At 41.0% G+C, this 23,478-nt stretch carries 22 protein-coding genes; 7 read left to right on the forward strand and 15 right to left on the reverse strand.

Annotated features, from left to right (window positions below):
* Nucleotides 1-52 precede the first annotated feature (52 nt).
* Together MTP09_RS11255 and MTP09_RS11260 are read left to right on the forward strand one after the other, a co-directional pair.
* Nucleotides 53-634, forward strand: a complete 582-nt coding sequence (locus MTP09_RS11255; RefSeq protein WP_243548487.1) for a tyrosine-type recombinase/integrase — start codon at nt 53-55, stop codon at nt 632-634.
* Nucleotides 618-1,724: an IS91 family transposase gene (locus MTP09_RS11260; protein ID WP_243548488.1), complete on the forward strand. Its 1,107-nt coding sequence runs from the start codon at nt 618-620 to the stop codon at nt 1,722-1,724. The genes MTP09_RS11255 and MTP09_RS11260 overlap by 17 nt, the downstream gene beginning before the upstream one ends.
* A gap of 246 nt (nt 1,725-1,970) precedes the next feature.
* Here MTP09_RS11260 and MTP09_RS11265 read toward each other — a convergent pair whose 3' ends face one another.
* The 11 genes from MTP09_RS11265 to MTP09_RS11315 all read right to left on the reverse strand — a co-directional run bounded on the left by MTP09_RS11265 (nt 1,971) and on the right by MTP09_RS11315 (nt 14,595).
* Complete coding sequence (locus MTP09_RS11265) at nt 1,971-2,834, reverse strand: aminoglycoside 6-adenylyltransferase AadS (protein ID WP_003013318.1); 864 nt, start codon at nt 2,832-2,834, stop codon at nt 1,971-1,973.
* A 152-nt stretch (nt 2,835-2,986) separates the two neighbouring features.
* Entirely contained in the window at nt 2,987-3,958 is a 972-nt protein-coding gene (locus MTP09_RS11270; RefSeq protein WP_015431540.1) for an aminoglycoside phosphotransferase family protein, read from the reverse strand.
* Nucleotides 3,959-4,136: 178 nt separating this feature from the next.
* A complete protein-coding gene (abc-f, locus tag MTP09_RS11275; protein WP_243548489.1) occupies nt 4,137-5,723 on the reverse strand; it encodes a ribosomal protection-like ABC-F family protein in 1,587 nt (528 codons plus the stop codon).
* A 302-nt stretch (nt 5,724-6,025) separates the two neighbouring features.
* Nucleotides 6,026-6,940 carry a macrolide hydrolase EstT gene (gene estT / locus MTP09_RS11280; protein WP_006744646.1) on the reverse strand — a complete coding sequence of 305 codons (915 nt, stop codon included), beginning with the start codon at nt 6,938-6,940 and terminating at the stop codon, nt 6,026-6,028.
* Between the two features lie 191 nt (nt 6,941-7,131).
* Complete coding sequence (tet(X), locus tag MTP09_RS11285; protein WP_396022221.1) at nt 7,132-8,268, reverse strand: tetracycline-inactivating monooxygenase Tet(X); 1,137 nt, start codon at nt 8,266-8,268, stop codon at nt 7,132-7,134.
* A gap of 23 nt (nt 8,269-8,291) precedes the next feature.
* Nucleotides 8,292-8,669 carry a hypothetical protein gene (locus tag MTP09_RS11290; RefSeq protein WP_044502095.1) on the reverse strand — a complete coding sequence of 126 codons (378 nt, stop codon included), beginning with the start codon at nt 8,667-8,669 and terminating at the stop codon, nt 8,292-8,294.
* 570 nt (nt 8,670-9,239) lie between these two features.
* Nucleotides 9,240-10,733, reverse strand: coding sequence for an IS91-like element ISCR2 family transposase (locus tag MTP09_RS11295; protein ID WP_001120888.1), 1,494 nt, complete (start codon nt 10,731-10,733; stop codon nt 9,240-9,242).
* Between the two features lie 111 nt (nt 10,734-10,844).
* A complete protein-coding gene (locus MTP09_RS11300) occupies nt 10,845-11,123 on the reverse strand; it encodes a LysR family transcriptional regulator (RefSeq protein ID WP_001100557.1) in 279 nt (92 codons plus the stop codon).
* A 54-nt stretch (nt 11,124-11,177) separates the two neighbouring features.
* Nucleotides 11,178-12,401, reverse strand: a complete 1,224-nt coding sequence (floR, locus tag MTP09_RS11305) for a chloramphenicol/florfenicol efflux MFS transporter FloR (protein ID WP_243548490.1) — start codon at nt 12,399-12,401, stop codon at nt 11,178-11,180.
* On the reverse strand, nt 12,394-13,308 hold the full coding sequence (estT, locus tag MTP09_RS11310) for a macrolide hydrolase EstT (protein WP_005842214.1): 915 nt from the start codon (nt 13,306-13,308) through the stop codon (nt 12,394-12,396). The genes floR and estT (MTP09_RS11310) overlap by 8 nt, the downstream gene beginning before the upstream one ends.
* Nucleotides 13,309-13,428: 120 nt before the next feature.
* Nucleotides 13,429-14,595 (reverse strand): tetracycline-inactivating monooxygenase Tet(X2), encoded by a 1,167-nt coding sequence (locus tag MTP09_RS11315; protein WP_008651082.1) that lies wholly within the window; start codon nt 14,593-14,595, stop codon nt 13,429-13,431.
* Between the two features lie 363 nt (nt 14,596-14,958).
* Here MTP09_RS11315 and MTP09_RS11320 point away from each other — a divergent pair, with 363 nt between their 5' ends.
* Nucleotides 14,959-15,870, forward strand: coding sequence for a tyrosine-type recombinase/integrase (locus MTP09_RS11320; RefSeq protein ID WP_243548491.1), 912 nt, complete (start codon nt 14,959-14,961; stop codon nt 15,868-15,870).
* The gene (locus MTP09_RS11325) at nt 15,854-16,960 is read left to right on the forward strand and encodes an IS91 family transposase (RefSeq protein WP_243548492.1); all 1,107 of its coding nucleotides are present in this window, start codon (nt 15,854-15,856) and stop codon (nt 16,958-16,960) included. Before MTP09_RS11320 ends, MTP09_RS11325 begins: the two co-directional genes overlap by 17 nt.
* Before the next feature lie 249 nt (nt 16,961-17,209).
* Here MTP09_RS11325 and MTP09_RS11330 read toward each other — a convergent pair whose 3' ends face one another.
* Both MTP09_RS11330 and MTP09_RS11335 read right to left on the reverse strand, forming a co-directional pair.
* Nucleotides 17,210-17,539, reverse strand: coding sequence for a DMT family transporter (locus MTP09_RS11330; protein WP_035590939.1), 330 nt, complete (start codon nt 17,537-17,539; stop codon nt 17,210-17,212).
* Nucleotides 17,540-17,802: 263 nt separating this feature from the next.
* Nucleotides 17,803-18,396, reverse strand: coding sequence for a pentapeptide repeat-containing protein (locus MTP09_RS11335; RefSeq protein ID WP_243548493.1), 594 nt, complete (start codon nt 18,394-18,396; stop codon nt 17,803-17,805).
* A 472-nt stretch (nt 18,397-18,868) separates the two neighbouring features.
* Between MTP09_RS11335 and MTP09_RS11340 the strand changes: the two genes are divergently transcribed.
* On the forward strand, nt 18,869-19,648 hold the full coding sequence (locus MTP09_RS11340) for a tyrosine-type recombinase/integrase (RefSeq protein ID WP_035572951.1): 780 nt from the start codon (nt 18,869-18,871) through the stop codon (nt 19,646-19,648).
* Nucleotides 19,645-20,811: an IS91 family transposase gene (locus MTP09_RS11345; protein WP_024564049.1), complete on the forward strand. Its 1,167-nt coding sequence runs from the start codon at nt 19,645-19,647 to the stop codon at nt 20,809-20,811. Before MTP09_RS11340 ends, MTP09_RS11345 begins: the two co-directional genes overlap by 4 nt.
* Before the next feature lie 248 nt (nt 20,812-21,059).
* Here the strand turns inward: MTP09_RS11345 and MTP09_RS11350 are convergent, their stop codons facing one another.
* Nucleotides 21,060-21,545 (reverse strand): M23 family metallopeptidase, encoded by a 486-nt coding sequence (locus MTP09_RS11350; RefSeq protein WP_243548494.1) that lies wholly within the window; start codon nt 21,543-21,545, stop codon nt 21,060-21,062.
* 207 nt (nt 21,546-21,752) lie between these two features.
* Between MTP09_RS11350 and MTP09_RS11355 the strand changes: the two genes are divergently transcribed.
* The gene (locus tag MTP09_RS11355; protein ID WP_024567409.1) at nt 21,753-22,823 is read left to right on the forward strand and encodes a tyrosine-type recombinase/integrase; all 1,071 of its coding nucleotides are present in this window, start codon (nt 21,753-21,755) and stop codon (nt 22,821-22,823) included.
* Nucleotides 22,824-22,853: 30 nt separating this feature from the next.
* Here the strand turns inward: MTP09_RS11355 and MTP09_RS11360 are convergent, their stop codons facing one another.
* The gene (locus tag MTP09_RS11360) at nt 22,854-23,324 is read right to left on the reverse strand and encodes a GNAT family N-acetyltransferase (RefSeq protein ID WP_024565583.1); all 471 of its coding nucleotides are present in this window, start codon (nt 23,322-23,324) and stop codon (nt 22,854-22,856) included.
* Nucleotides 23,325-23,478 lie beyond the last annotated feature (154 nt).

The raw sequence follows: 23,478 nt of genomic DNA on the forward strand, positions 1-23,478 counted from the left end.
TCCAAGAGTCAAGAAACTTCCTGTGATCCTGAGTCGGGAAGAGATCTGGCGTATGCTTCAAACAGCAGAACTCCTGAAACACAAACTGCTCATCGGGCTCATCTACGGCTGCGGACTCCGGTGTATGGAAGTACGGAATATCGAACTCCGGCACTTGGATTTTGACCGAAAGATGCTTCACATTGTACAGGGAAAAGGCCGAAAAGACCGTTATGTTCCGCTTTCCGAGCATTTAATCCGTGGCCTGAAAACTTTTATCAAAATTGAAAATCCGGATCAGTATTTATTTAACGGAAATCAAAACAGGAATGTTGAAGAGATTGATACGCCAAATCCAAGCAGTAAAGATTTTGATTCCCGCTACAGTCAGCGCGGTGTGCAGTGGGCAATTAAAACCATCTCCAAAAAAGCCGGAATCACCAAAGAAGTCCACACCCATACTTTGCGACACAGCTTTGCCACGCATTTGCTGGAAGACGGTGTTCCGATCATCATGGTCCAGAAACTTATGGGCCATGAAAGAATTGAATCGACCATGGAATACCTTCATGTCTGCCAGCTGTCGGATCAGCAACCGCACAGTCCTTTGGATACCGTTTTCGCTTTATGCCGCAAAAATGGAAACCCGAACTAAGGGCGGAACTGTAGCGGAAGTTCTCCGCAAAATCAATTTACCGGCCCAGAACTTTACAGCTCATCAGGAGAAAACATTGCGGGCTTTGTCGTATTGCCGGACTTCCGCTTTGGGTGGACATATTGATGCGTGTGACGGCTGCGGAAATCTTTCCATCAGTTACAATTCCTGCCGGAACAGGCACTGCCCGCAGTGTCAGGGACACAAAAAGGAAGAGTGGATCCAGAAGCGCGAACAGGATTTACTCCCGTGCAGTTATTACCATCTGGTTTTTACGCTTCCTGAAGAACTGAACGGTTTGGCCATTGCCAATCCCACACTCACTTACAAAACCCTGTTTGAAGCGGCGTGGGCGACTTTAAACCAGTTTGGCAAAACCGAAGGAATCCAACTGGGAATGATTGCCATTTTACACACCTGGGGGCAGAACCTGAGCCTGCATCCGCATCTGCACTGCATTGTTCCGGGCGGTGGAATCAATAAACAGGGAAAATGGAAAAAGAAAGTACGGACGGATAAATATCTCTTCTCCGTAAAAGCGATGAGCAAAGTGTTCCGGGCAAAGTTTGTGGCTTCATTAAGGGCTTGTGGAATTACCGACCGGGATTTAATAGACAAACTCTTCTCCAAAAACTGGGTCGTTTATGCAAAACGTCCTTTTGGCGGCCCCAAACAGGTGATCGAATACTTAGGCAGATACACCCACAAAGTCGCCATCAGTAATCACCGGATCAAGGAAGTTACGGATAAAGAAATCCGTTTTGGCTACAAAGATTACCGCAAAGGCGGGGAGAAAAAGGAAATGACTTTATCAAATGTGGAGTTTATCAGGCGCTTCAGTCTGCATATCCTGCCCAAAAGGTTTGTGCGGATCCGCCATTACGGAATCCTGAGCAGCAGCTGGAAGCGTGGGAAGCTGCAGAGTTTACAGTCAGATTTAAACATCCGGATTCCGGAAGCAAAACCCAAGACTTTGCTCAATAAATGCCGGTGCTGCAAGGAAGGAAATCTGGTGACCATCGCCATTTTCGGGCAACGTGGTCCGCCACAGGATTTTCTTTTCGTCACCCAAACTTTCTCTGCGAAATAAACTTTGTGGGTAAGGGAAATTATATGCTGAAACGAAAAATCACAGCATTTAAACCCTACAAAGTGCCACTTCTGCCCACAAAAAAAGCAGTACTTCTAAAAAAACTGCTTTGTACCTCTAAATTCTAAAAACGATAACTCCATAAGGTTACCAACTGCTGGCAAAAAGCTACCGGAGCTTCCGTTCAACGGGCTTTCATTTCTTGTCTTTCAGACAAAACGAAAGCTTAGTTATTGTACAACGTAGTTATGTTTTGGGTTTTAGTCCAGCTAAATATTTTCGTATGTCATTTTCTAATTTATCCGGGTATTTGTACTCTAATTTTTTTGACAATTCAGTTCCTATTTCTGAAACTAAATCAGTCATTGAAAATAGAGCAGTCCAATTTTCCTTTATATCGCTCCCTGAAAATGTTTGTTCTGTTTTAGCCCACATTTCCTGGTTAAGATACTTTTTGAAAAGCCGTCCATATTTATTGGTCGTTATGTTCCAATTGTGTTCACTTGCAATGTGCCATTCAATTAAAGGAATTAAATATTCTGTGCGAATAACGGTTTCCGACATAAATTTCGCATAGAATATTTCATCTCTCACAAGACACTTTGCCACGTAAGTTGTGTCCCACCAAAAATCGTTTATTAGATTTTGAAACTCTTTTTCAGACGGTTTTTTGATAATGGAAATTTGATAAGTTGGTTTCAGCATTTGCTTTGTAATACCATCTTTATCAATTAAAATTTTATAACCAATATCCCAATCTTCTGGTAATTCTTTCTCTTGCGTTTCCTTTATAAATTTTGATTTGCTGTAAAGTTTAAAATCTACTTTCACACCGTCTTCATAAAGTAGCATTTTCATTGCGTGTTTATGGTTAAAACAACTTTCGTCTTCTTCAATCATAGCAATTGGATTTCCGAATTTAAGCGTCCAGCTTTTGTCTGAAATGTAATTTGTATTATCCTCAAAAACAAATTCAATGTCTAAATCACTAAATTCGTCAACAAGTGCTAAAGGATTTACAAGTGAACTTGTCAGAAGAAGAACTCTTACATCTTCGTTTTTCTCCGACCATTCTATAATTGTTCTTAACTTTTCTTCTCTGACTTTCATTTTGTTTGGTTCGGTTTTACTATGTCGTACAACGGTTTGGGGCTTTGCGAGGGCGGGGATTTTCAGCAGAAAATCTCGACCGAAGCACTAAGCTACAAATATAGCGAAAATCTCCAACGGAGTATTTTCGCCCCGCTCTTGCAAAACCCTTGTTACCTGCTGGCTGTGTTTTTAGGTTTGGATATTATGTTATCAACTTCTTTTTTCAGATAGTTTAAGTTGATTTTGTATTCTTCCGAATTGAGTTCGTCAAATTGTAATTGTTCGATAAACTCAAAAATATCTTGAAGTTTTCTACTTGTCAGATAATATTGTAAAACCGTTTCATTGATTTGATAATCAGGATTGAGTTCATAATATCTTTTGATAAACAAATCAAAATAAGGTTGCTGATAAATGCTGAAAATATCGGCTTCGGGTGGTGCAAACTTTATTCCTTCCCAATCCAAAAGATATAATTTTTGTTTGTCTGTGATAAGATTCCAATGATGAATATCTGTATGACATAAACAATATTTTAAATCTTTTTCCTTTAAAGCATTTGATAAATTATACCATTCGTTGATTTGATTTTTTATAATTGAAAGATTAGGTTGCAGTACCGTTTTGATTTCCGTTTTTAGTTGGTCAAGGTTTTTGTCTATCCAATTGTTTAGTTTAGAAATAAACGAAAGGTCAAATGTTTCAGAAATCTGCGAAAGGTCAAAAGGAGTTTTTTTTAAATGATGTAACTGACTGACAATTTCGGCTAATTGAGTTATTTGTTCTTTGGTTAAATTTTTTTCTCCAACTGTTTCTCCTTTAATGTAATCAAACAAAACATATATATAATTTTCATCTTCGCACCTAAAATCATCAGATTGCGTTTTAATCAATCGAATGATTTTTCCTTTCAGCAGAGTTTGATTATCAAGCCAATCCACAATGGGAAGATAAAGGTCGATGTGTTCCGTTAAATAAGAAGTTGATTTTCGACTTTTTTCATAAACTTTTAAAAAATAAAAATGCTCGTTTTCATCTTCTATTTTATAAGCCAAAGAAGCCCAACCACCTTTTTGTTTAGAAATTGTGTTTGTTTTGATAAGATATTTTTGTTGCAATGTTTTTATCAATGTTTCAACCATTTTATTTTGTCGGATTTTTGGTTTCAGCTTGCAGGTAACGGTTCGCGGCTTTGCGTTCGGGCGGGATTTTTAGCACTGCACTTGATACGAAGAACCACAGTTCAAATTTAGCACAAATTTTCATACGGAGAACGTCCCCCCGCCTGACGCAAAACCGATGTTAGCGGCTGTACTTTTGTCAGAGTTGAATTGTCCGTTCTATGTTTGTCTGCTCTAAAAAGGTTTCATCGTGCGAAACCACAATCAATGTCCCCCGATATTCGTTAATAGCTCTTGTCAAGATTTCAATGTTTTGTATGTCCAGATTGTTGGTTGGCTCGTCCAAAATAATAATGTCAGGCGATTGATTATTGATTGTTAAACAACACAACATTAAACGCATTTTTTCTCCGCCACTCAAAGCGTTGCAAGATTTGTCCCAATCTTCTTTGGTAAACAAAAATCGGTTAAGCCTGATTTTGATTTCGTGTTCCTGTAATGCCGAAGTATTGAATTGTTCGGCTTGTTCGTAAACTTTCAGTTTGTCGTCAATCAGCGAATAGTCTTGGTCAATATAAACCGATTTGTTGTCTGCTCTGTAAACTTTTCCTGTTTGTGGTTCTATGTTGCCTAAAATCAGTTTTATCAAGGTTGTTTTACCTGAACCGTTTTTGCCTTTTAAAGCAATGCGTTCGCCACTTGTGATTTTAAAATTTAGGTTTTCTGTCCAAAGCGGTTGTGTGTCGTAACTGAAATTGAGGTCATTAGCCGTAAATAGAATTTTGCCTTTGTGCAATGCAGAATTGTCAAAGCCGAATTTCATTTTGTCAATGTCTGGCAACGAAGAACGTAGTTCCTGCAATTCCTGTGAAACACTACCGATTTTTTCAGTGTGAACACTTTTCATTTTTGATGTGCTGTTTTCGGCATTGTTTCGTAATGTGTTCATCATAATTCGGGCAACACCTGCTTTTTCCTGTTTCTTTTTTCCACGACTATCCAAACGATTTTGTCGTTCAATTGTTTTTCGCTCCTTTTCTTTTGCCTTTCTAAGTGCTTTTTCTTTACTCTGAATATCTTGGCTTAAAGCATTTTGTTCAATTTCTTTTTGCTCCTTATAAAATTCATAGTTTCCGCCATAAACTTTAATTTCATTTCTGTTGAGCTCATAAATAGGATTTAATAATTGAAGTAACTCTCGGTCGTGGCTAACGATTATAAAAGTTGCTCTTGAAGTTTGAACGAAATCGTATAGTAAGTCTCTACTGGATTTGTCCAGATGATTACTGGGTTCATCTAATAAAACAAATGATGGTTGATGAATAAATAAACCAGCAAGAAAGACTTTTGTTTTTTGTCCTCCACTTAATTCGCTCAATTTTTGAGATAGTGATAAATCAGATATATCCCAATAGCTTAGGGCTTCTTGACATTTTTCTTCTATTGTCCAATCGTCATTTAAAAGACTATAATTCTTTTCATCTACACTTCCGCTTAAAATTTTGTGTAAAGCATTGAGCTTAGTTTCAACTTGTAAGGCTTGTGCAATGGTTAACTTATTAAACTGACCGAAAATTTGAGGAATATAGTAAGGTTTAGCCTGGGAAGTAATTTGACCTTCATCAGGTTTTAAATCCTTAGCGATAAGTTTTAACAAAGTGGATTTTCCAACGCCATTATTGCCAATTAATGCAATTTTATCGGATTGGTTTACTGTCATACTTAAATTAGTAAACAGCGTATTTTTATTGGGATGTGAATAGGATAAATTTTGAATCGTAAGCATAATTAATTTCTTTTTGAGTTTAACAAAAGTGGGAACCCAATTTTTTGAGCTGATTGTTAGATTGTCTAAGAAATTAATTTTTACATTTTCCGCTTACTTTTTATTTATGGTACAAATATAATGTTTTTTCTGAATTACCTTGTTTCGTATTGCCGATAACGGTTAGTATATGAAAAGTAGGCGATTTCGAAGTGCCAAATTTTCGGTTAAGCACAAAGTATAATACGAGCCAAAAGCCTTGAATTTACTACTGTTTCGCCTATTTTTTATATACATTGTTAGCGGGTCGTTGTTTTTGTTTATCAGTCATTTATGTGTTTTTCTATTCCATCAATAATTGATTTCCAATCATCAACGTGTAATTCGTGTCCTGTACCTTCAAGGGTGATTAGATTTGAACCTTTTATTTTTTCTAGTAAAAAACCTGCATTCTTATAATGCCAAATTTTGTCGTCTGTTCCGTGGATAATTAAGGTGGGTTGTTTGATTTCGTTTAATCTGTTCCAATATTCTTCACCACCTTGCAATGCAGCGTGATTGAACATACTTATATAATTGTTGGCTCTATTGAACTCAGCTCTTATCAGTTTTTCACTTCTTTGTTTGTCAAATTGTTTCTTGCCACTCATTAATTCTGCACCCTGAATTAAATAGTTTACCACACTGTCTTCATTTGTCCAATTGACTGTACCTGCTTTACTATGGAAATCTAAAATACTCGTGTCCATTTCAGGTATAGTTGGGTCTGAGTCTCCCCAAGGGCCTGATGACATAAGAGTTAAGGAGTTAACTCTGTCGGCAAACTTTATTGATGCTATTTGAGAAATTAGTCCGCCCAAAGAAATCCCCACAAAATGTGCTTTGTCAATCTTGTAGCCATCCAATATTGAAATAGCGTCATTAGTTAAGTCAACAATATCGTATGGAGTAGAACCTGGTTCATAATTAGTGGATTTTCCTACATCTCTGTTGTCGTAACGAATAACAAAAAATCCTTTTTCAGATAATTGTTGGCAAAATTCAGTGTCCCAATACAGCATTGATACGGTTGCACCTGCTACCAAAAGGATTGCTGGATTTTTCTTATTTCCAAAACTTTCCGTACAGAGTTCAATGCCGTTTGTTTTAATTATTTTCTCTTTCATTTCTGTTTTCCTTTGTTTGCAACTGATTATTATCAGTCCTAAAATTAATATCCAAAGTAGTTTTTTTTTCATTTATCAATGTTTAACTGTTATGCTGGTATCTTTCACAATGCCCGCTAACGTTTGGCAAATTGGCGATGGAGCCGACTTTTAGCACAAATGTTGAATAGAATTACTAATCTTCAACATTGCACAAAAGTTCAATAGAAGTACTTCACCGGCTCTATTGCCAATTTGTTTGTTATGTGCCGTTTTATTCCATTTTATACATTTAACAATTGCTGAAACGTAAAGTCGGGTTTAAACATTTCAATTTCGTTTTGAGTTGATTCTTCTTGTGCTTCTTTGCCATAAGCAAACATTTGCTGTTCATAATTTTCAATAGCCTCTTCAATGCTGTTAAATTTCCCATTGGTCAGATTATCCGACAATATCAAGGCATCCATCAACCCACTGTTTACGCCTTGTCCTGCAAAAGGAGGCATCAAATGAGCAGCATCTCCAATCATCGTTATGGGTAATGGACGCTTACTTTTCCAAGACTTATCTAAGGGAAATATTCGTGTCGCTAACCCTACAAAAGATGATGTCAAACGAATCAGTTCTTTGTAGCGTTCGTCCCAATCGGAAAATTTTTTCAGGAGAAAATCAACGACACTATTTCTGTCTTGAAAATCTACCCGCGTTTTGCTTTTCCATTCATCAGGTGTTTTAAAACTTATTCCAAAATGCAATGCACCATTATTATTAGGATTCGCAAATAATAAATTACCTTGATGAGCAGCCATTAGCCGGTTTCCATTGCAAAGCTGAAAAAATCCAGGACAGTTCACCTCCGGTTGATGAATATCGGCTTGTATATTGAAAGTACCTGTTTCTTCAACTTCCGTGTCGGTAACAAATTTTCTTACTTTAGACATTCCACCATTGGCAATAATAACCAGATCTGCTGTTTCACTCGATTTATCCTCAAAAGTTAGTATCCACTTCTCCTTATCAGGTTCAAGGGTAACAAGTTTTCTATCCCAAATGACGGTATCATTTTGTAAACTATTTAATAGGATAGTCCTTAAGTCATTTCTGTTTATTTCAGGATTGTCAAAACGATTTTCGGGTCTTACATTTTTTGTGGTTAAAATATTGCCCTTTTCATCAACAATATTTACACCCATTGGTAAAGCTAAGTCATAATAAGTTTGTAACAATCCCGCTCTTTTCATTGCTTCCTGTCCCGAATCCCTGTGCAGATCAAGTGTCCCACCAAAAATCCTTGCATCTTGGTCTTTGTCTCTCTCGTAAACTGTAATGTCCACGCCGTTTTGCTGTAACAATCTCGCCATTGTTAATCCAACAGGCCCGGCACCAATTATTGTAATTTTTTTATGTTTTAGTAAAGTCATATTCTTGTTCGCTGGTTTTAATGTCAACTAATGTCTGTCAATTTAATCACTTTGTTTTTTTTAAATTCAAACACGGATTTTCCTGATAACTTTAGCTTTTGCCCTTTTTTTAAGCCGTTCGGAAAGTCAATTGCTAAAATTGCTGTATAATCAATTTCTATTTCAGTGCTGTTGTCAAAATGCCTAAACGATTTAACTGTCTGTGTTCTCTTTGCAAAGTATGTTTTTGCTGTTTCTGCCTGTTGTTTAAACGCTGTTAACCCTTTCAGCGATAAACTTATATCATTATTTTGAATGTTTTCAAAAACAATATTATCGTCAAGGTCTGCAACCATTTTTTTGATATCAAATTGGTTGTATCCATCGATGTAGTTATTGATGATGTTTACTCTGTCGGTCATATTTTGTAATTATTTATCGGTTACATATTGGTGTTGTCTGTAGGTTGTTCTACGATAATTGCCAACTTTTAACTTCTATACGAAGGAACATGTTGGGATACTTGAACTTTCGATTTAGCGCCAACACGAGCAAACCGAAGTTAGCACCTACTCTCTATTCAGCATATTTTTTAAAAATACTTGTGGCAATGTGTCCGCCAAAACCAAAAGTATTACTCATTGCGTAATTCACTTGCCGTTGTTGTGATTGGTGTAACGTCAAGTTAAATATATCCCTATATTCAGGTTCAATATCTACCGAATTGATTGTTGGCGGAACAATGTTATTCTGAACAACGTATAGGAAGAATAAACGCCCTTTTCACCCAAGTCCAACAGCTTTGGACCGCAGTTGACTCTTTCGACACCCCTGCGATGCAACCCAATCCGGCTGACGGGGAGCCAGCAACGCTGAAAATTTACCCTCCTCTTTCCCACTAGCGGCTCCTTTTCCGACAACCAGCACGGCGGATCCCTGCCGCGGCGCTGTGAACGCAGCATTTTGATTGGTATCGTTGGCCTTCAGGCTCGTCAGTCAAACAGACCCAGGAGCAGCTCAGCCGGTGGCGCCCGGCTTTCGGGTAACGCCCTGGTCCCGCTGGTTTCGGCTTTGTGCTTCAGGTGATCAAGGATCTGCTTGATCACTATAGGGTCTTCAATGCAGGCGATGACTTTCATGGCGCCGCCGCAGCCGCTGCAGGTCTCGATGTCGATATTGAAAACACGCTTGAGCCGTTGCGCCCATGTCATCGACGCTCGCCGTTGTGCTGGTGTTGCCGGTTCATCAGCCACCCTGACCTTGTTGCCCCTGCCCCGTTTTGCCGGCGTGACCAACGCCCGGTGCCGACTGTTGGGTGCGAACACCCCGTGGAAGCGGGTTAGGTTGACTCTGGGCTTCGGTACCAGGGCGGCCAGCCTTGCAATGAAATCCAATGGTTCGAAAATGACGTGCGTGGTGCCGTCCCGGTACGGCGTCTTGAGCTGGTAGCGCACGTTGCCGCCTCGTGTTAACGACAGCCGCTTCTCGGATACCGCCGGGCGGCTGATGTACCGGCACAGCCGTTCGAGCTTCTTGCGTTCATCGGCCCTGGCCGCCACGCCGGCGTGCAGGCTGGACCCGGCTACCTTGCCAATCCCGTCACCGAACGGATCACCACTGGTCGGCAGAGTTTGCAAAGTGAACACCTTTCGCCCCGCCTGTGAACCGACAGCGATACGGTAAGTGATCGAGTGCCCCAGCAGGGGTGTCATCGGGTCGTCATCCACCGCATCCGAGGCCAGATAGCTGTTTTCGACATCCCGTTCCAGCAGGCCTTGCCGTTCCAGATAGCGACCCACCCGGTGGGCGATGGTGTGCGTCAGCTGGGTGAGCTCTGGGCTGGTCGGCGCCTTGACCCAGCGGAAACGCGCTGAGCCGTGGGATTGCTCGACATACACACCGTCGAGAAACAGCATGTGGAAGTGAACATTCAGATTGAGCGCCGATCCAAAACGCTGGATCAGGGTGACCGCGCCCGTCTTGGCCACTTGGTGGGTATGGCCCGCTTTCTTGACCAGGTGCGTGGCAATGACGCGGTAAACGATGCCCAGCACCCACCCCATGATCTCGGGCCGGCTGGCAAACAGGAAACGCAGCTGAAACGGGAAGCTCAACACCCACTGACGCATGGGTTGTTCAGGCAGTACTTCATCAACCAGCAAGGCGGCACTTTCGGCCATCCGCCGCGCCCCACAGCTCGGGCAGAAACCGCGACGCTTACAGCTGAAAGCGACCAGGTGCTCGGCGTGGCAAGACTCGCAGCGAACCCGTAGAAAGCCATGCTCCAGCCGCCCGCATTGGAGAAATTCTTCAAATTCCCGTTGCACATAGCCCGGCAATTCCTTTCCCTGCTCTGCCATAAGCGCAGCGAATGCCGGGTAATACTCGTCAACGATCTGATAGAGAAGGGTTTGCTCGGGTCGGTGGCTCTGGTAACGACCAGTATCCCGATCCCGGCTGGCCGTCCTGGCCGCCACATGAGGCATGTTCCGCGTCCTTGCAATACTGTGTTTACATACAGTCTATCGCTTAGCGGAAAGTTCTTTTACCCTCAGCCGAAATGCCTGCCGTTGCTAGACATTGCCAGCCAGTGCCCGTCACTCCGCGGTCTTCACTGCGTGATCGAGTTGATCGACACCCGCCGTGACACGCTCCATGAAGTGCCTGCCTGCGTCTGTTAGCCGAACGCCCCGCGCATGGCGCTCAAATAGCAGGACACCAAGGTTATCCTCCAGCGCTTTCACACGCGCGCTGACGCTCGACTGGCTGATACCAAGTGCCTTGGCCGCATGCCGAAAATTCAGATGCTCGGCGACGGCGATGAACTGAACAAGGGAAATGAGCGGTATCCTGCCAGACAGGATACCGACATTCACGAGGTTTCGATGGTTAGTGCGCCGCATCGGAGCGGGCCTGCTACCAGTCGTCGGTTAGACGACTGGCGACTTCTCGGTGGCAGCCCCACGGAGCCGAAGGAGCACCAGCCCCAACGAAACCAGTACCGCCATCGCCGTGGCGTAACAGATCACGGGCCACGCTGTGTCACCGTTTAAAAGTGCCACCGCCAATGTCCCGACAATGCTGACTATCAGGCTTTGAACGCAGAAGTAGAACGCGACCGCTGATCCCGCGATGTCGTCGAACTCTGCCAAAGCGCCGTTCGCGGTAACGGACACCGTGAAGACAATACCGACCGCGACAACCCACATCGGTAGGATGAAGGTGAGGAATGACGGCGAGCCGTAAAGTTCGCCGATCCCCAACAGGACCGCTCCGCAAACAAGCAACGCCATCCCACGCGCCACGCATCCTGCGATGCCCCATCTGGCGACAAAGGACTTCGCGAAACGGGTTGTCACGATCATTACAAGCCCGACAGTGGCGAAGGCAAAGCTGAATCCGATCTCGGAATATTCCGCTTGGCCTATGAGCACACGGGGAGCCGTCGAGAAGAAGACGAAGAAGGTGCCCATACCGGCGCTAAAGCCGACAGTGTAAACCCAAAAAGCCGGACTCGCGAAGATCGGCAAGACAGATCGGCGCGTCTTGACTTGATCCAGAGGGCGGGTTTCGTGCCACCTGAAACCCGCATTTAGGAGTGCGAGCATCGCCAGTATAGCCAAAGTAATGAATATCGCCTGCCATCCCAAGAACTCGCCGATCAATGCTCCGGCGATAGGGCCGAGCGCAGGCACGAACGCCAGCATCGAACTGAAAAGGCCGTAGATGACGACACCCTCAGGACGGTTGGCATAAACGTCGCGAACCGTCGCGAACGTCGCCACCAGCATGGCCGACGCGCCCACTGCTTGAAGTAGACGGAAAGCGACAAAGGCCGGTGCAGTTGAAGACCAAGCTGCTCCCAGAGACGCAATGACGAAAGCCGTTGCGCCCGCAAGTAGAATTGGCCGTCGCCCGATTCTGTCTGAGAGCGGACCAAAAATCACCTGGCCCACGCCGAGCATCACCATATAGAGGCTCAACGTGAGTTGGATCATAGCGGGCGTCGTGTTCAGGATGCCGGGCATCGCTGGAACGACAGGGAGATAAATATCCATCGCCAGTGAAGCGAGGATGTCGAAAGGAGCCATCAGCAGCAGTGCTGCCGGCAGCGTATAGGCCCACGCGGGGCGTTGTTTTTGTTTATCAGTCATTTATGTGTTTTTCTATTCCATCAATAATTGATTTCCAATCATCAACGTGTAATTCGTGTCCTGTACCTTCAAGGGTGATTAGATTTGAACCTTTTATTTTTTCTTGTAAAAAACCTGCATTCTTATAATGCCAAATTTTGTCGTCTGTTCCGTGGATAATTAAGGTGGGTTGTTTGATTTCGTTTAATCTGTTCCAATATTCTTCACCACCTTGCAATGCAGCGTGATTGAACATACTTATATAATTGTTGGCTCTATTGAACTCAGCTCTTATCAGTTTTTCACTTCTTTGTTTGTCAAATTGTTTCTTGCCACTCATTAATTCTGCACCCTGAATTAAATAGTTTACCACACTGTCTTCATTTGTCCAATTGACTGTACCTGCTTTACTATGGAAATCTAAAATACTCGTGTCCATTTCAGGTATAGTTGGGTCTGAGTCTCCCCAAGGGCCTGATGACATAAGAGTTAAGGAGTTAACTCTGTCGGCAAACTTTATTGATGCTATTTGAGAAATTAGTCCGCCCAAAGAAATCCCCACAAAATGTGCTTTGTCAATCTTGTAGCCATCCAATATTGAAATAGCGTCATTAGTTAAGTCAACAATATCGTATGGAGTAGAACCTGGTTCATAATTAGTGGATTTTCCTACATCTCTGTTGTCGTAACGAATAACAAAAAATCCTTTTTCAGATAATTGTTGGCAAAATTCAGTGTCCCAATACAGCATTGATACGGTTGCACCTGCTACCAAAAGGATTGCTGGATTTTTCTTATTTCCAAAACTTTCCGTACAGAGTTCAATGCCGTTTGTTTTAATTATTTTCTCTTTCATTTCTGTTTTCCTTTGTTTGCAACTGATTATTATCAGTCCTAAAATTAATATCCAAAGTAGTTTTTTTTTCATTTATCAATGTTTAACTGTTATGCTGGTATCTTTCACAATGCCCGCTAACATCTGTTTTAACGAAACGAATATACGGAAAATTTCGCTTAACCAACCCTTTATGTGCCGTTTTATTCCATTTTATACATTTAACAATTGCTGAAACGTAAAGTCGGGTTTAAACATTTCAATTTCGTTTTGAGTTGATTCTTCTTGTGCTTCTTTGCCATAGATAAACATTTGCTGTTCATAATTTTTAACAGCCTCTTCAATGCTATTAAATTTTCCATCGGCTAGATTATCAGACAATATCAAGGCATCCACCAACCCACTATTTACTCCCTGCCCTGCAAAAGGCGGCATCAAATGTGCGGCATCCCCAATCATTGTTATGGGTAATGGGCGCTTGCTTTTCCAAGGCTTTTCTAAAGGAAATATCCGTGTAGCCAATCCTACAAATGACAACGTCGTATGAATCAATTCTTTGTAGCGTTCGTCCCAATCGGAAAATTCTTTCAGAAGAAAATCAACGACACTATTTCTGTTTTGAAAATCTACCTGCGTTTGGTTTTTCCATTCATCAGGTGTTTTAAAACTTATTCCAAAATGCAATGCACCATTATTATTGGGGTTAGCAAATAATAAATTACCTTGGTGAGATGCCATTAGCCGGTTTCCATTGCATAGCTGAAAAAATCCAGGACAGTTTATCTCTGGTTGATGAATATCGGCTTGTATATTGAAAGTACCTGTTTCTTCAACTTCCGTGTCGGTAACAAATTTTCTTACCTTGGACATCCCGCCATTGGCAAGAATAACCAAATCTGCTGTTTCACTCGGTTTATTCTCAAAAGTTAGTGTCCACTTCTTCTTACCAGGTTCAAGCATAACAAGTTTTCTATCCCAAATAACCGTGTCGTTTTCTAAACTATTCAACAAGATAGCCCTTAAGTCATTTCTGTTTATTTCAGGATTGTCAAATCGATTTTCGGGCTTTACATTTTTTGTGGATAAAATATTGCCTTTTTCATCAGCAATATTTACACCCATTGGTAAGGCTAAGTCATAATAAGTTTGTAACAATCCCGCTTTTTTCATTGCTTCCTGACCTGAACCTTTGTGTAGGTCAAGGGTTCCACCAAAAATTCTTGCCTCTCGGTCGTTGTCTCTTTCGTAAACTGAAACGTCTATGCCGTTTTGCTGTAATAATTTTGCCATAGTCAGTCCAACGGGTCCACCACCAATTATTGCAACGTTCTTATCACTAAGTAAATTCATTTGTTTGTCTGTATCTATTCGCATTGTCATTCAAAAATGGCACATAACGGAAAAAGTATTGGCGAAGAACGGGCTACTTTGCACACAATTTCAAAGGGAAACCGACTTTGAGCAAAAATTTTTTCCTTTTGCTAATATACGAGAAAAAGTAAAAGGAAAAATTTTTTGCGGATATTGCTAACTGAGTTCTCAAAGACAGTATTCACCCCGTTTTTTGCCAATACACTGTTGAACTAAACCTCCGGTAGCTTTTCCGATTCGCCGTTTTAGTAATTTTGTTTTTTTAACAATCAAAACATTTACTATGGCTACAAAAAAAAATCTCCGGAGGATTTAAGAACGAACAAAATTCTGAACCGTGCCTCAAGCGAAGTTAACGGTTTTGCCGAACTCTTGCAACGCTTTGAAAGAAATATTTCAATCCTGGGCAGGAGCCCCAGAACCTTTGATAATTATTCCCGGCATGTCGCGGCACTCGCGCTGCACTTCGGAACTTTGCCTACGGAACTAGATCCTGAACAGGTGAAAGATTACTTGTTTGAACTCCAGCAACGCTCCAAAACACCTTCCCAAACGTACTTCAAACATACCGTTTACGGACTCCGCTTTCTGCTGAAGACCGAAGGTTTGCCCTACAGCTACCTCCACCTTCCCGCCATTCCAAAAGTCAAGAAACTTCCTGTGATCCTGAGTCGGGAAGAGATCTGGCGTATGCTTCAGGCCGCCGAACTCCTGAAACACAAACTGCTCATCGGGCTCATCTACGGCTGCGGACTGCGCTGCATGGAAGTGCGGAATATTGAACTTCAGCATATGGACTTCGACCGGAAAATGCTGCATATCGTGCAGGGAAAAGGCCGGAAAGACCGTTATGTTCCGCTTTCCGAGCATTTAATCCGTGGCCTGAAAACTTTTATCAAAATTGAAAATCCGGTTCAGTATTTATTCAATGGAAATCAAAACAGAAATATTGAAGAGATTGATTTAAAAACAGATCAAAGCGCTTTACAAAAACCTGATTTTGATTCCCGCTACAGCCAGCGCGGCGTGCAGTGGGTGATTAAAACCATCTCAAAAAAAGCCGGAATCACCAAAGAAGTCCACACCCATACTTTGCGGCACAGCTACGCCACGCATCTGCTGGAAGACGGCGTTCCGATCATTATGGTTCAAAAACTTCTGGGCCATGAAAGAATTGAATCGACCATGGAATATTTGCATGTCTGTCAGCTGTCGGATCAGCAACCGCACAGTCCTTTGGATACCGTTTTCGCTTTATGCCGCAAAAATGGAAGCCCGAAGTAAGGGCAGAAGTGTAGCCGACGTTCTGCGCGCAGTCAGTTTATCAACTCAGAATTTTACGGTTCATCAGGAAAAAACACTTCGGGCTTTGTCGTATTGCCGGACTTCCGCTTTGGGTGGACATATTGATGCGTGTGATAGTTGCGGAAATCTTTCCATCAGTTACAACTCGTGTAGAAACCGGCATTGTCCGCAATGTCAAGGTCATAAAAAGGAAGAATGGATTCAAAAACGGGAGCAGGATTTATTGCCGTGCAGTTATTACCATCTGGTTTTTACGCTGCCTGAAGAGCTGAACAGTTTGGCCATTGCCAATCCCACACTCACTTACAAAACCCTGTTTGAAGCGGCGTGGGCGACTTTAAACCAGTTTGGCAAAACCGAAGGAATCCAACTGGGAATGATTGCCATTTTACACACCTGGGGGCAGAACCTGAGCCTGCATCCGCATCTGCACTGCATTGTTCCGAGCGGTGGAATCAATAAACAGGGAAAATGGAAAAAGAAAGTAAGGACGGATAAATATCTCTTCTCCGTAAAAGCAATGAGCAAAGTGTTCCGGGCAAAGTTTGTGGCTTTATTGAGAGCTAATGGTATGAGTGACCAAAACTTGACTGAAAGGCTTTTCTCCAAAAACTGGGTTGTGTATGCGAAAAGACCTTTTGGTGGCCCCAAGCAAGTCATCGAATATTTAGGCAGATACACGCACAAAGTGGCCATCAGCAATCACCGGATTAAGGAAGTCACAGATAAAGAAGTTCGTTTTGCCTACAAAGATTACCGCAAAGGCGGCGAGAAAAAAGAAATGACTTTATCGAATGTGGAGTTTATCAGGCGCTTCAGTCTGCATATCCTGCCGAAAAGATTTGTAAGGATCCGCCATTACGGTATTTTAAGCAGCAGCTGGAAGCGTGGAAAACTCCAGGATTTGCAAGAAAGTTTAAAAGTGGAACGGAGCGTTTTTGTTCCCCAGACTATGCTCAGAAAATGCCGCTGTTGCAAAAAAGGAAAGCTAGTGGTCATTGCCATTTTCGGGCAACGTGGTCCGCCACAGGATTTTCTTTTCGTCACCCAAACTTTCTCTGCGAAATAAACTTTGCGGGTAAGGGAAACTGTGTTTTGCAGCGAAGAAAAACCGCTGAAACCCACCAATAAAGGCTACCAAATGCCACAAAAAAAGCAGTCCTTCTGAAAAACTGCTTTGTATCTCTAAATTCTAAAAACGATAACTCCATAAGGTTACCAACTGCTGGCAAAAAGCTACCGGAGCTTCCGTTCAACGGGCTTTCATTGTTGGCTTTTCAAGCCCAACGAAAGCTTAGTTATTATCTGCAGGCATTTTTTAGTGTGTTGAAGATTTAGAGAAAAAGTTCATAACAAAAACACCTGCAACAATCAAAATAATTCCAATAATTGCTGCTAAATCCAAAGATTGTTTAAAGATAATTACTGAAATCAATGCAGTTAAGACAATTCCTAAACCTCCCCAAATCGCATAAGCAATTCCTAAAGGTATTGATTTTAATGCTTGAGAAAGGAAGAAAAAGCAAGCAATATATGCTATTATTGTTATTGTCGTGGGTAAAAGTTTTGAAAATCCGTCAGATGCTTTCATAAAACTTGAACCTAAAACTTCAAGAACAATCGCTAATGCTAAATATAAATATTTCATTGTTTGTTATTACTTTTTGTTAAGATAAAATTACTATAATTTAAATTCTTAGATAGTTTTTTTGTGAAATTCCTTCTATGAAATGGGTTTGGATATGCTTGCAGATAACGTCCCGCCGGCTTTGTGGAGGTGGGGATTTTTGTTCCCAAACCTTTCCATTAGGACTGAAGTCAAATATATAAAATTACCTTTAAATTTTGCCTTAAAACCCCACTTTCACAAAACCGCTGTTAGCAGCCGTACATTTTCTATCTTTCTGTTTGTTACTGTTCAATGTCAAGATTATATTTATACAACAATCCCACAAGTCCTAAATGCGAAAATTTAGCTCCTTTCACTTTGTTCTGTTCAGGGTCAAGCGAATAGTTTAATGCTGTGCGGAAGTCCGTTTTTTCAAGGTTTGTCCGCACAAAGGAAGCTAATGTCAAGTCGCAGTTTTTGAAAACAGCCATTGATAAATCCGTTTCGCTAAAGTCCACTTGTTTTAAGGAACAGTCTGTGAAATTTGTCTTTTTCATTTTGCACTGAAAAAAAGAAGAATAGTCAAGAATGCTGTCCTGAAAAGCTACGGAAAATGAAAAACTATTGACTACGCTAAAATCAATGCCCATTAGCTTGCAACCAATAAATTTTATGGTTCTTAACCCTGTGTTGCGAAATACTGTCAGTGAAAAGTTGCAACTTTTAAAAGAGCAGTCCTCAAAAATATTATTGCTTAAATCACTTTTTGTAAAGTTACAGTTCTTAAACTCGCAGTTTAGAAACTCTCTGCCCGATAATTTTTTCTCGGAATAGTTTATGTTTTCAAATGTTTTTGCCTCGTGTGTTACTGTGTCCATTTTAGTTTCTATTTTCATTCTACAAAGTTCGGAATTTTAACGGCGTTCGTTGTATGGCTGCTAACGGGCCGCGCATTGGCGATAGTGGCGGATTAGAAAGCGAAAACTTTCAATTTTGCACTAAGCTAAGCAACAGCCTTTTATTATTTTCTAAATTTAAGAAAAAAGGAAATATAAAAGGCTGTTGCGACTAAAAAAGGAGAAACTTTCAATTTCTCCCTTAAACCGCCATTTTGCCAATGCGATGTTGAACTAAACCTTCGGTAGCTTTCTCAGCGCTATATTTAGTTACTTTGTAAAACTAATTAAAAATCAGTAAAATGGCAACAAAAAAAAGAGTGTAGAAGAGCTTAGAGAAAACAAGATCATCAATCAGGCAAAGCGCGAAGTTCCGGGATTTGCGGAGCTTTTGCATAGGTTTGAACGTACGGTTTCTGTATTGGGAAGAAGCCAAAGTACCTTTCAAAATTACTCCAGACACGTCGCTGCGGTGTCGCTACATTTCGGAAAAATTCCTACAGAATTGGATCCCGAGCAAATTCACGATTACCTTTTTTACCTTCAGAAAAAATCAAAATCACCTTCACAGTCGTATTTTAAACACACCGTTTACGGACTTCGATTTCTGCTTAAATCGGAAGGTTTGAGCTATGATTATTTGAGTCTTCCGGAAATTAAAAGAGAGAAAAAACTGCCTGTAGTGCTTAGTAAACAGGAGGTTTGGCAGATGTTGTCCGGCTGTAAACTTTTAAAACATAAAATTTTGATCGGCATTCTTTACGGCTGCGGATTGCGCTGTATGGAAGTTCGAAATCTCCGTTTGTGCGACTTAGATTTTGGTCGAAAACAACTCAAAGTGGTTCAGGGAAAAGGCAAAAAAGACCGCTATTTACCACTTTCCGAACATCTGATTCGTGGGCTCAAAAAGTATATCGAAGCGGAAAAACCGGAAGATTATCTCTTTGGAGAACCTCGTGGAGGGCGTGCTGGTGGCGATTTCGATTCCCGTTACTCCCAGCGCGGCGTTCAGTGGGCGGTAAAGCAGGCATCAAAAACGGCAAATATCCTGAAAGAAGTGAGTGTCCATACGCTTCGGCACAGTTTTGCGACGCATCTTCTGGAAGATGGGATGGATATTTTGAGCATCAAAAATCTTCTCGGTCACGAAAGTATCGATACCACGCTGGTTTATCTTCAAATTGCCCAGCTTTCAACCCAAAAACTCTTTTCACCGCTCGATACCCTTTTTTCAGAATTTGGGAAAAAATGAGCGGTTTAAAAACCTCAAAAAAACAGTCAGTTCAACCTCAATCTCAACCTCAATACGAAGTCGCCGATGTTTTAAACAAATTAGGTTCAAAATTGGAAGATTTAGGACTTAATTCTTGGCAATTACGAACACTTTCAGCGTTGAAAAAATGCCGTACCTCTGCTTTGGGTGGTCATATTGACGCTTGTGATGAATGTGGAAATGTAAGCATCAGTTACAACTCCTGCCGAAACCGTCATTGCCCAAAATGTCAGAGCAAAAACCGAGAGCAATGGATTGAAAATCGGGAAACCGAACTGCTTCCGGTACCTTATTTCCACGTGGTTTTTACGCTTCCTGATGTATTGAACAAAACCGCGCTTCACGAGCCCAAAATGTTGTACGATTTTTTATTTGAATCTGCCTGGGAAACGCTTCAAACGTTTGGTGAAAATCGAGGTTTAAAAATGGGAATGATTGCTGTTTTGCACACTTGGGGGCAGAATCTGAGCCTTCATCCGCATTTGCACTGCATTGTTCCGGGCGGTGGAGTGGATGAAAGCGGAGCTTGGAAAAATCTACGTTCAGACGGCAAATTTTTGTTTCCGGTAAAGGCTTTGAGTAAAGTTTTCAGGGCTAAATTTTGTGAGAAATTAAAAGATAAAAACTTTGAAGAGTATACCAAAATCAGGCAAAATCTGTGGGAAAAGTCTTGGGTTGTTTACGCCAAAAAGCCTTTTGGAAGCCCAAAATCTGTGGTAGAATATTTGGGCAGATACACGCATAAAATCGCCATCAGCAACCAGAGAATCAGGAAAATTGACGCGGAAACGGTAACTTTTTCTTACAAAGATTACCGCCAAAAAGGCATCAAAAAGCAGATGGTTTTGAGCCATGAAGAGTTTATCCGCCGTTTTGTGATGCATATTTTACCGAAAAGATTTGTAAAAATCCGTCATTATGGTTTTTTGAGCAGCACCTGGAAGCGTATCAAACTTAAAAATCTACAACAAAATTTAGGCATCCAGCCCAAAGAAAAGCTTCCGCCAAAAGCTTTTCAGCCGAAATGTACGTGTTGTAAAGATGGAAATCTTGTGACGATTGCCACGTTCGATCTACGAGGTCCGCCAAGTTGGTTTTTGGAGATGAGCCGAAATTTACCTGCTCCTAAATCTGCATTTTAGCGGATTTGGGTAAGGGAAATGTTAACCTAACGTGAAGGAAAGCACGATAAAACCAAGAAAAACTCGCCAAAATCACCCACAAAAAAAGAGACTCTTCTCAAAGTCTCTTGTATCTCTAAAAATCTTTTGTCGATAAACCCATAGTGTGGGAAAATACCCAACCAAAAGCTGCCGAAGGTTCCGTTCAACAGGGTTTTCATTGTTCGTGCTGCGCACGCAACGAAAACTTAGCTATTAGGCGATGTCCTTTATTTTCCATTTTTTAAAAATTCGATTGGATTCAATTTTTCATTTTTATTCCAAACTTCAAATCCAAGATATTTTTTATCATTCTCAGTTCCAATTTTTCCAATTTTTTGATTTTTAATGATTTTATCATTTTCTTGAACTTTTACTTCAATAAGATTCATATAAACATAAATAAATTCCCCATTTTTTAGTAGAACTATTTTTGTATTATTTTCATCAAGTATTTTTACAATTTTACCAGAATCAATTGCAATAGCATTAGATTCATTCCCATTAGTGTAGATTCGCAATTCGTTTTCAATAGGATTTATTCCTCGTTTAATTAATGTTGTTTCATTTCTACAGCAAATTTCATAAAATTTATATTTATCAACTGGGATATTTTCTTTTAATCCTAAAAGATTTTGTGCATTTTTTGTTTGTCCAAAAACTGTTGAAGTTAAAACAAAAAAAACAAAAATTTGAATTTGTACTGTTATTTTCATAGGATATCGCCTAACACTCAAATATATGAATATTTATGAATCAAGCATCATAAAATCGTAATTTTTTTTGAATCTTTATTAAGTATTTGTATATTAATATTTTATAGCTATATTTGGATTGCGTATTTTAAATTATTGGCGGCGGATAACATCCAACGCCATCTGATTTTAGCTTTTTTTAATATATAAAAAATACGCAGTGGTGGTATGGATTTTTCAGACAAAAGATTTCAGTTTTCCTCCGGAACTCACAACGGCTCCAACGTTATTTGGGTGCAGTTTGAAAAAGACCGGCAGCTCATTTCCTTTCTGCGCGAACACACAAAAGCACGGTGGTCCGCCTCACAAAAAAAATGGTATGTTACCGATAACAGGCACTACCGCAAACTTTTTGGGCTGCCCGAGAAAATAACCGGCAAGGCAGTACTCTCCAAAATTCACCTTGTCAATTTGCCGGAGTTCCAGCGTTTCCAGGAACATCTCCTGCTGAAGCGGTACAGTCAAAATACCTTACGCACTTACAGCATAGAATTTGCACAGTTGCTCTACATCCTAAAAAGTTATCCCGTGCAGGAGCTTTCTCCCGAACGTTTGCGGTCTTATTTCCTCTACTGCCACGAAAAACTGAAACTCTCGGAAAGCGAAATCCACAGCCGCATGAATGCCGTAAAGTTTTATTTTGAGCAAGTGCTCCACCGCCAAAAAATGTTTTTCGACATTCCGCGCCCAAAGAAAAAGCTGCTGCTTCCCAAAATGCTCAGCAAAGCTGAAATCAAGAAAATAATAGCTGCCACACTAAATCTCAAACATTCACTTGTTCTGAAAGTGTGTTACGGCATGGGGCTCCGTGTGAGTGAAGTGGTAGCGTTAAAACTTTCCGATATCGACAGTGCGGAAATGCTGGTGCGCATCGAACAGGGGAAAGGTAAAAAAGACCGCATCGCCGTACTTCCCCAAAGCTTACTGCCCGAATTGCGGGAATATTACCTGAGCTACCGCCCAAAGGTTTACCTTTTCGAGGGTAAAGAAGGCGAGGCATATTCTGTACGGTCTGCGCAGGCGGTATTTAGGAAGGCGATGGAAAAGGCAGGCATTCGCAAGAAAGTCGGTATTCACGGATTGCGCCACAGTTTTGCCACTCACTTAATGGAAACAGGAACCGATATCCGCTTTATTCAGGAGCTCCTTGGGCATAATTCCATTAAAACCACCCAAATCTACACGCATGTGACAGACCTTTCAAAGTCCAGGATAAAAAGTCCGCTGGATTCTTTATAATTTTTTTCTAAAACGGCTGTTCTTTCCTGTTTAAAAGTGTTTCTCCATTTTGATATTTGCTCTTTCGTAAACTCCACTTTCAAGTTCAACTTCTTCAAACCCATATTTTCTAAATAAATGAATAGCCGATTGCAACGTTGTGTTTGAGTATAAAATAAGTATCGTTATTTGTTTTTGTTTGGCAATATTTAAGCAATGTTCAATCAATATTGTCCCAATACCGTGTCCCTGTGCTTTGTCGCTGACAGCCAATTTACCTAATTCGTAAACCGTTTCACTTTTCTTTAACAGTGAGGCTGTACCAACAATTTCACCATTGAGTTTAGCATAATAAATATGGCCGCCTTTGTCTATGATATGCTTTTGGGGATCTGAAAGTGATGCAACATCACCTTCTTCTATACGAAAATATTTTTCAAGCCACTCGTAATTCAGTGTCTTAATTGGTTCAGATAACTCTTCTGAAAATTCTATGATATCAACCAAGTTTTTTTTACTCATTTGCCGGACAATTACATTTATAGATTTTTTTAAATCGACTGTTCTTCCCTGCTTACATCACTTCTTCCACAGTATAGATCCAATTTAAAACCAAAAATAAATTGGAGAAATAACAGATTTATTATAGATTTTTCTATTTTTTTAAAGAAATTAA

Source organism: Chryseobacterium suipulveris, assembly GCF_022811685.1.
Classification (GTDB): domain Bacteria; phylum Bacteroidota; class Bacteroidia; order Flavobacteriales; family Weeksellaceae; genus Kaistella; species Kaistella suipulveris.

Coding starts and splice junctions, on each gene's coding strand:
- MTP09_RS11255 (WP_243548487.1), top strand. CDS start 53: ATGCTTCAAACAGCAGAACTCCTGAAACACAAACTGCTCATCGGGCTC.
- MTP09_RS11260 (WP_243548488.1), top strand. CDS start 618: ATGGAAACCCGAACTAAGGGCGGAACTGTAGCGGAAGTTCTCCGCAAA.
- MTP09_RS11265 (WP_003013318.1), bottom strand. CDS start 2,834: ATGAAAGTCAGAGAAGAAAAGTTAAGAACAATTATAGAATGGTCGGAG.
- MTP09_RS11270 (WP_015431540.1), bottom strand. CDS start 3,958: ATGGTTGAAACATTGATAAAAACATTGCAACAAAAATATCTTATCAAA.
- abc-f (WP_243548489.1), bottom strand. CDS start 5,723: ATGCTTACGATTCAAAATTTATCCTATTCACATCCCAATAAAAATACG.
- estT (WP_006744646.1), bottom strand. CDS start 6,940: ATGAAAAAAAAACTACTTTGGATATTAATTTTAGGACTGATAATAATC.
- MTP09_RS11290 (WP_044502095.1), bottom strand. CDS start 8,669: ATGACCGACAGAGTAAACATCATCAATAACTACATCGATGGATACAAC.
- MTP09_RS11295 (WP_001120888.1), bottom strand. CDS start 10,733: ATGCCTCATGTGGCGGCCAGGACGGCCAGCCGGGATCGGGATACTGGT.
- floR (WP_243548490.1), bottom strand. CDS start 12,401: ATGACTGATAAACAAAAACAACGCCCCGCGTGGGCCTATACGCTGCCG.
- estT (WP_005842214.1), bottom strand. CDS start 13,308: ATGAAAAAAAAACTACTTTGGATATTAATTTTAGGACTGATAATAATC.
- MTP09_RS11315 (WP_008651082.1), bottom strand. CDS start 14,595: ATGACAATGCGAATAGATACAGACAAACAAATGAATTTACTTAGTGAT.
- MTP09_RS11325 (WP_243548492.1), top strand. CDS start 15,854: ATGGAAGCCCGAAGTAAGGGCAGAAGTGTAGCCGACGTTCTGCGCGCA.
- MTP09_RS11330 (WP_035590939.1), bottom strand. CDS start 17,539: ATGAAATATTTATATTTAGCATTAGCGATTGTTCTTGAAGTTTTAGGT.
- MTP09_RS11335 (WP_243548493.1), bottom strand. CDS start 18,396: ATGAAAATAGAAACTAAAATGGACACAGTAACACACGAGGCAAAAACA.
- MTP09_RS11345 (WP_024564049.1), top strand. CDS start 19,645: ATGAGCGGTTTAAAAACCTCAAAAAAACAGTCAGTTCAACCTCAATCT.
- MTP09_RS11350 (WP_243548494.1), bottom strand. CDS start 21,545: ATGAAAATAACAGTACAAATTCAAATTTTTGTTTTTTTTGTTTTAACT.
- MTP09_RS11355 (WP_024567409.1), top strand. CDS start 21,753: ATGGATTTTTCAGACAAAAGATTTCAGTTTTCCTCCGGAACTCACAAC.
- MTP09_RS11360 (WP_024565583.1), bottom strand. CDS start 23,324: ATGAGTAAAAAAAACTTGGTTGATATCATAGAATTTTCAGAAGAGTTA.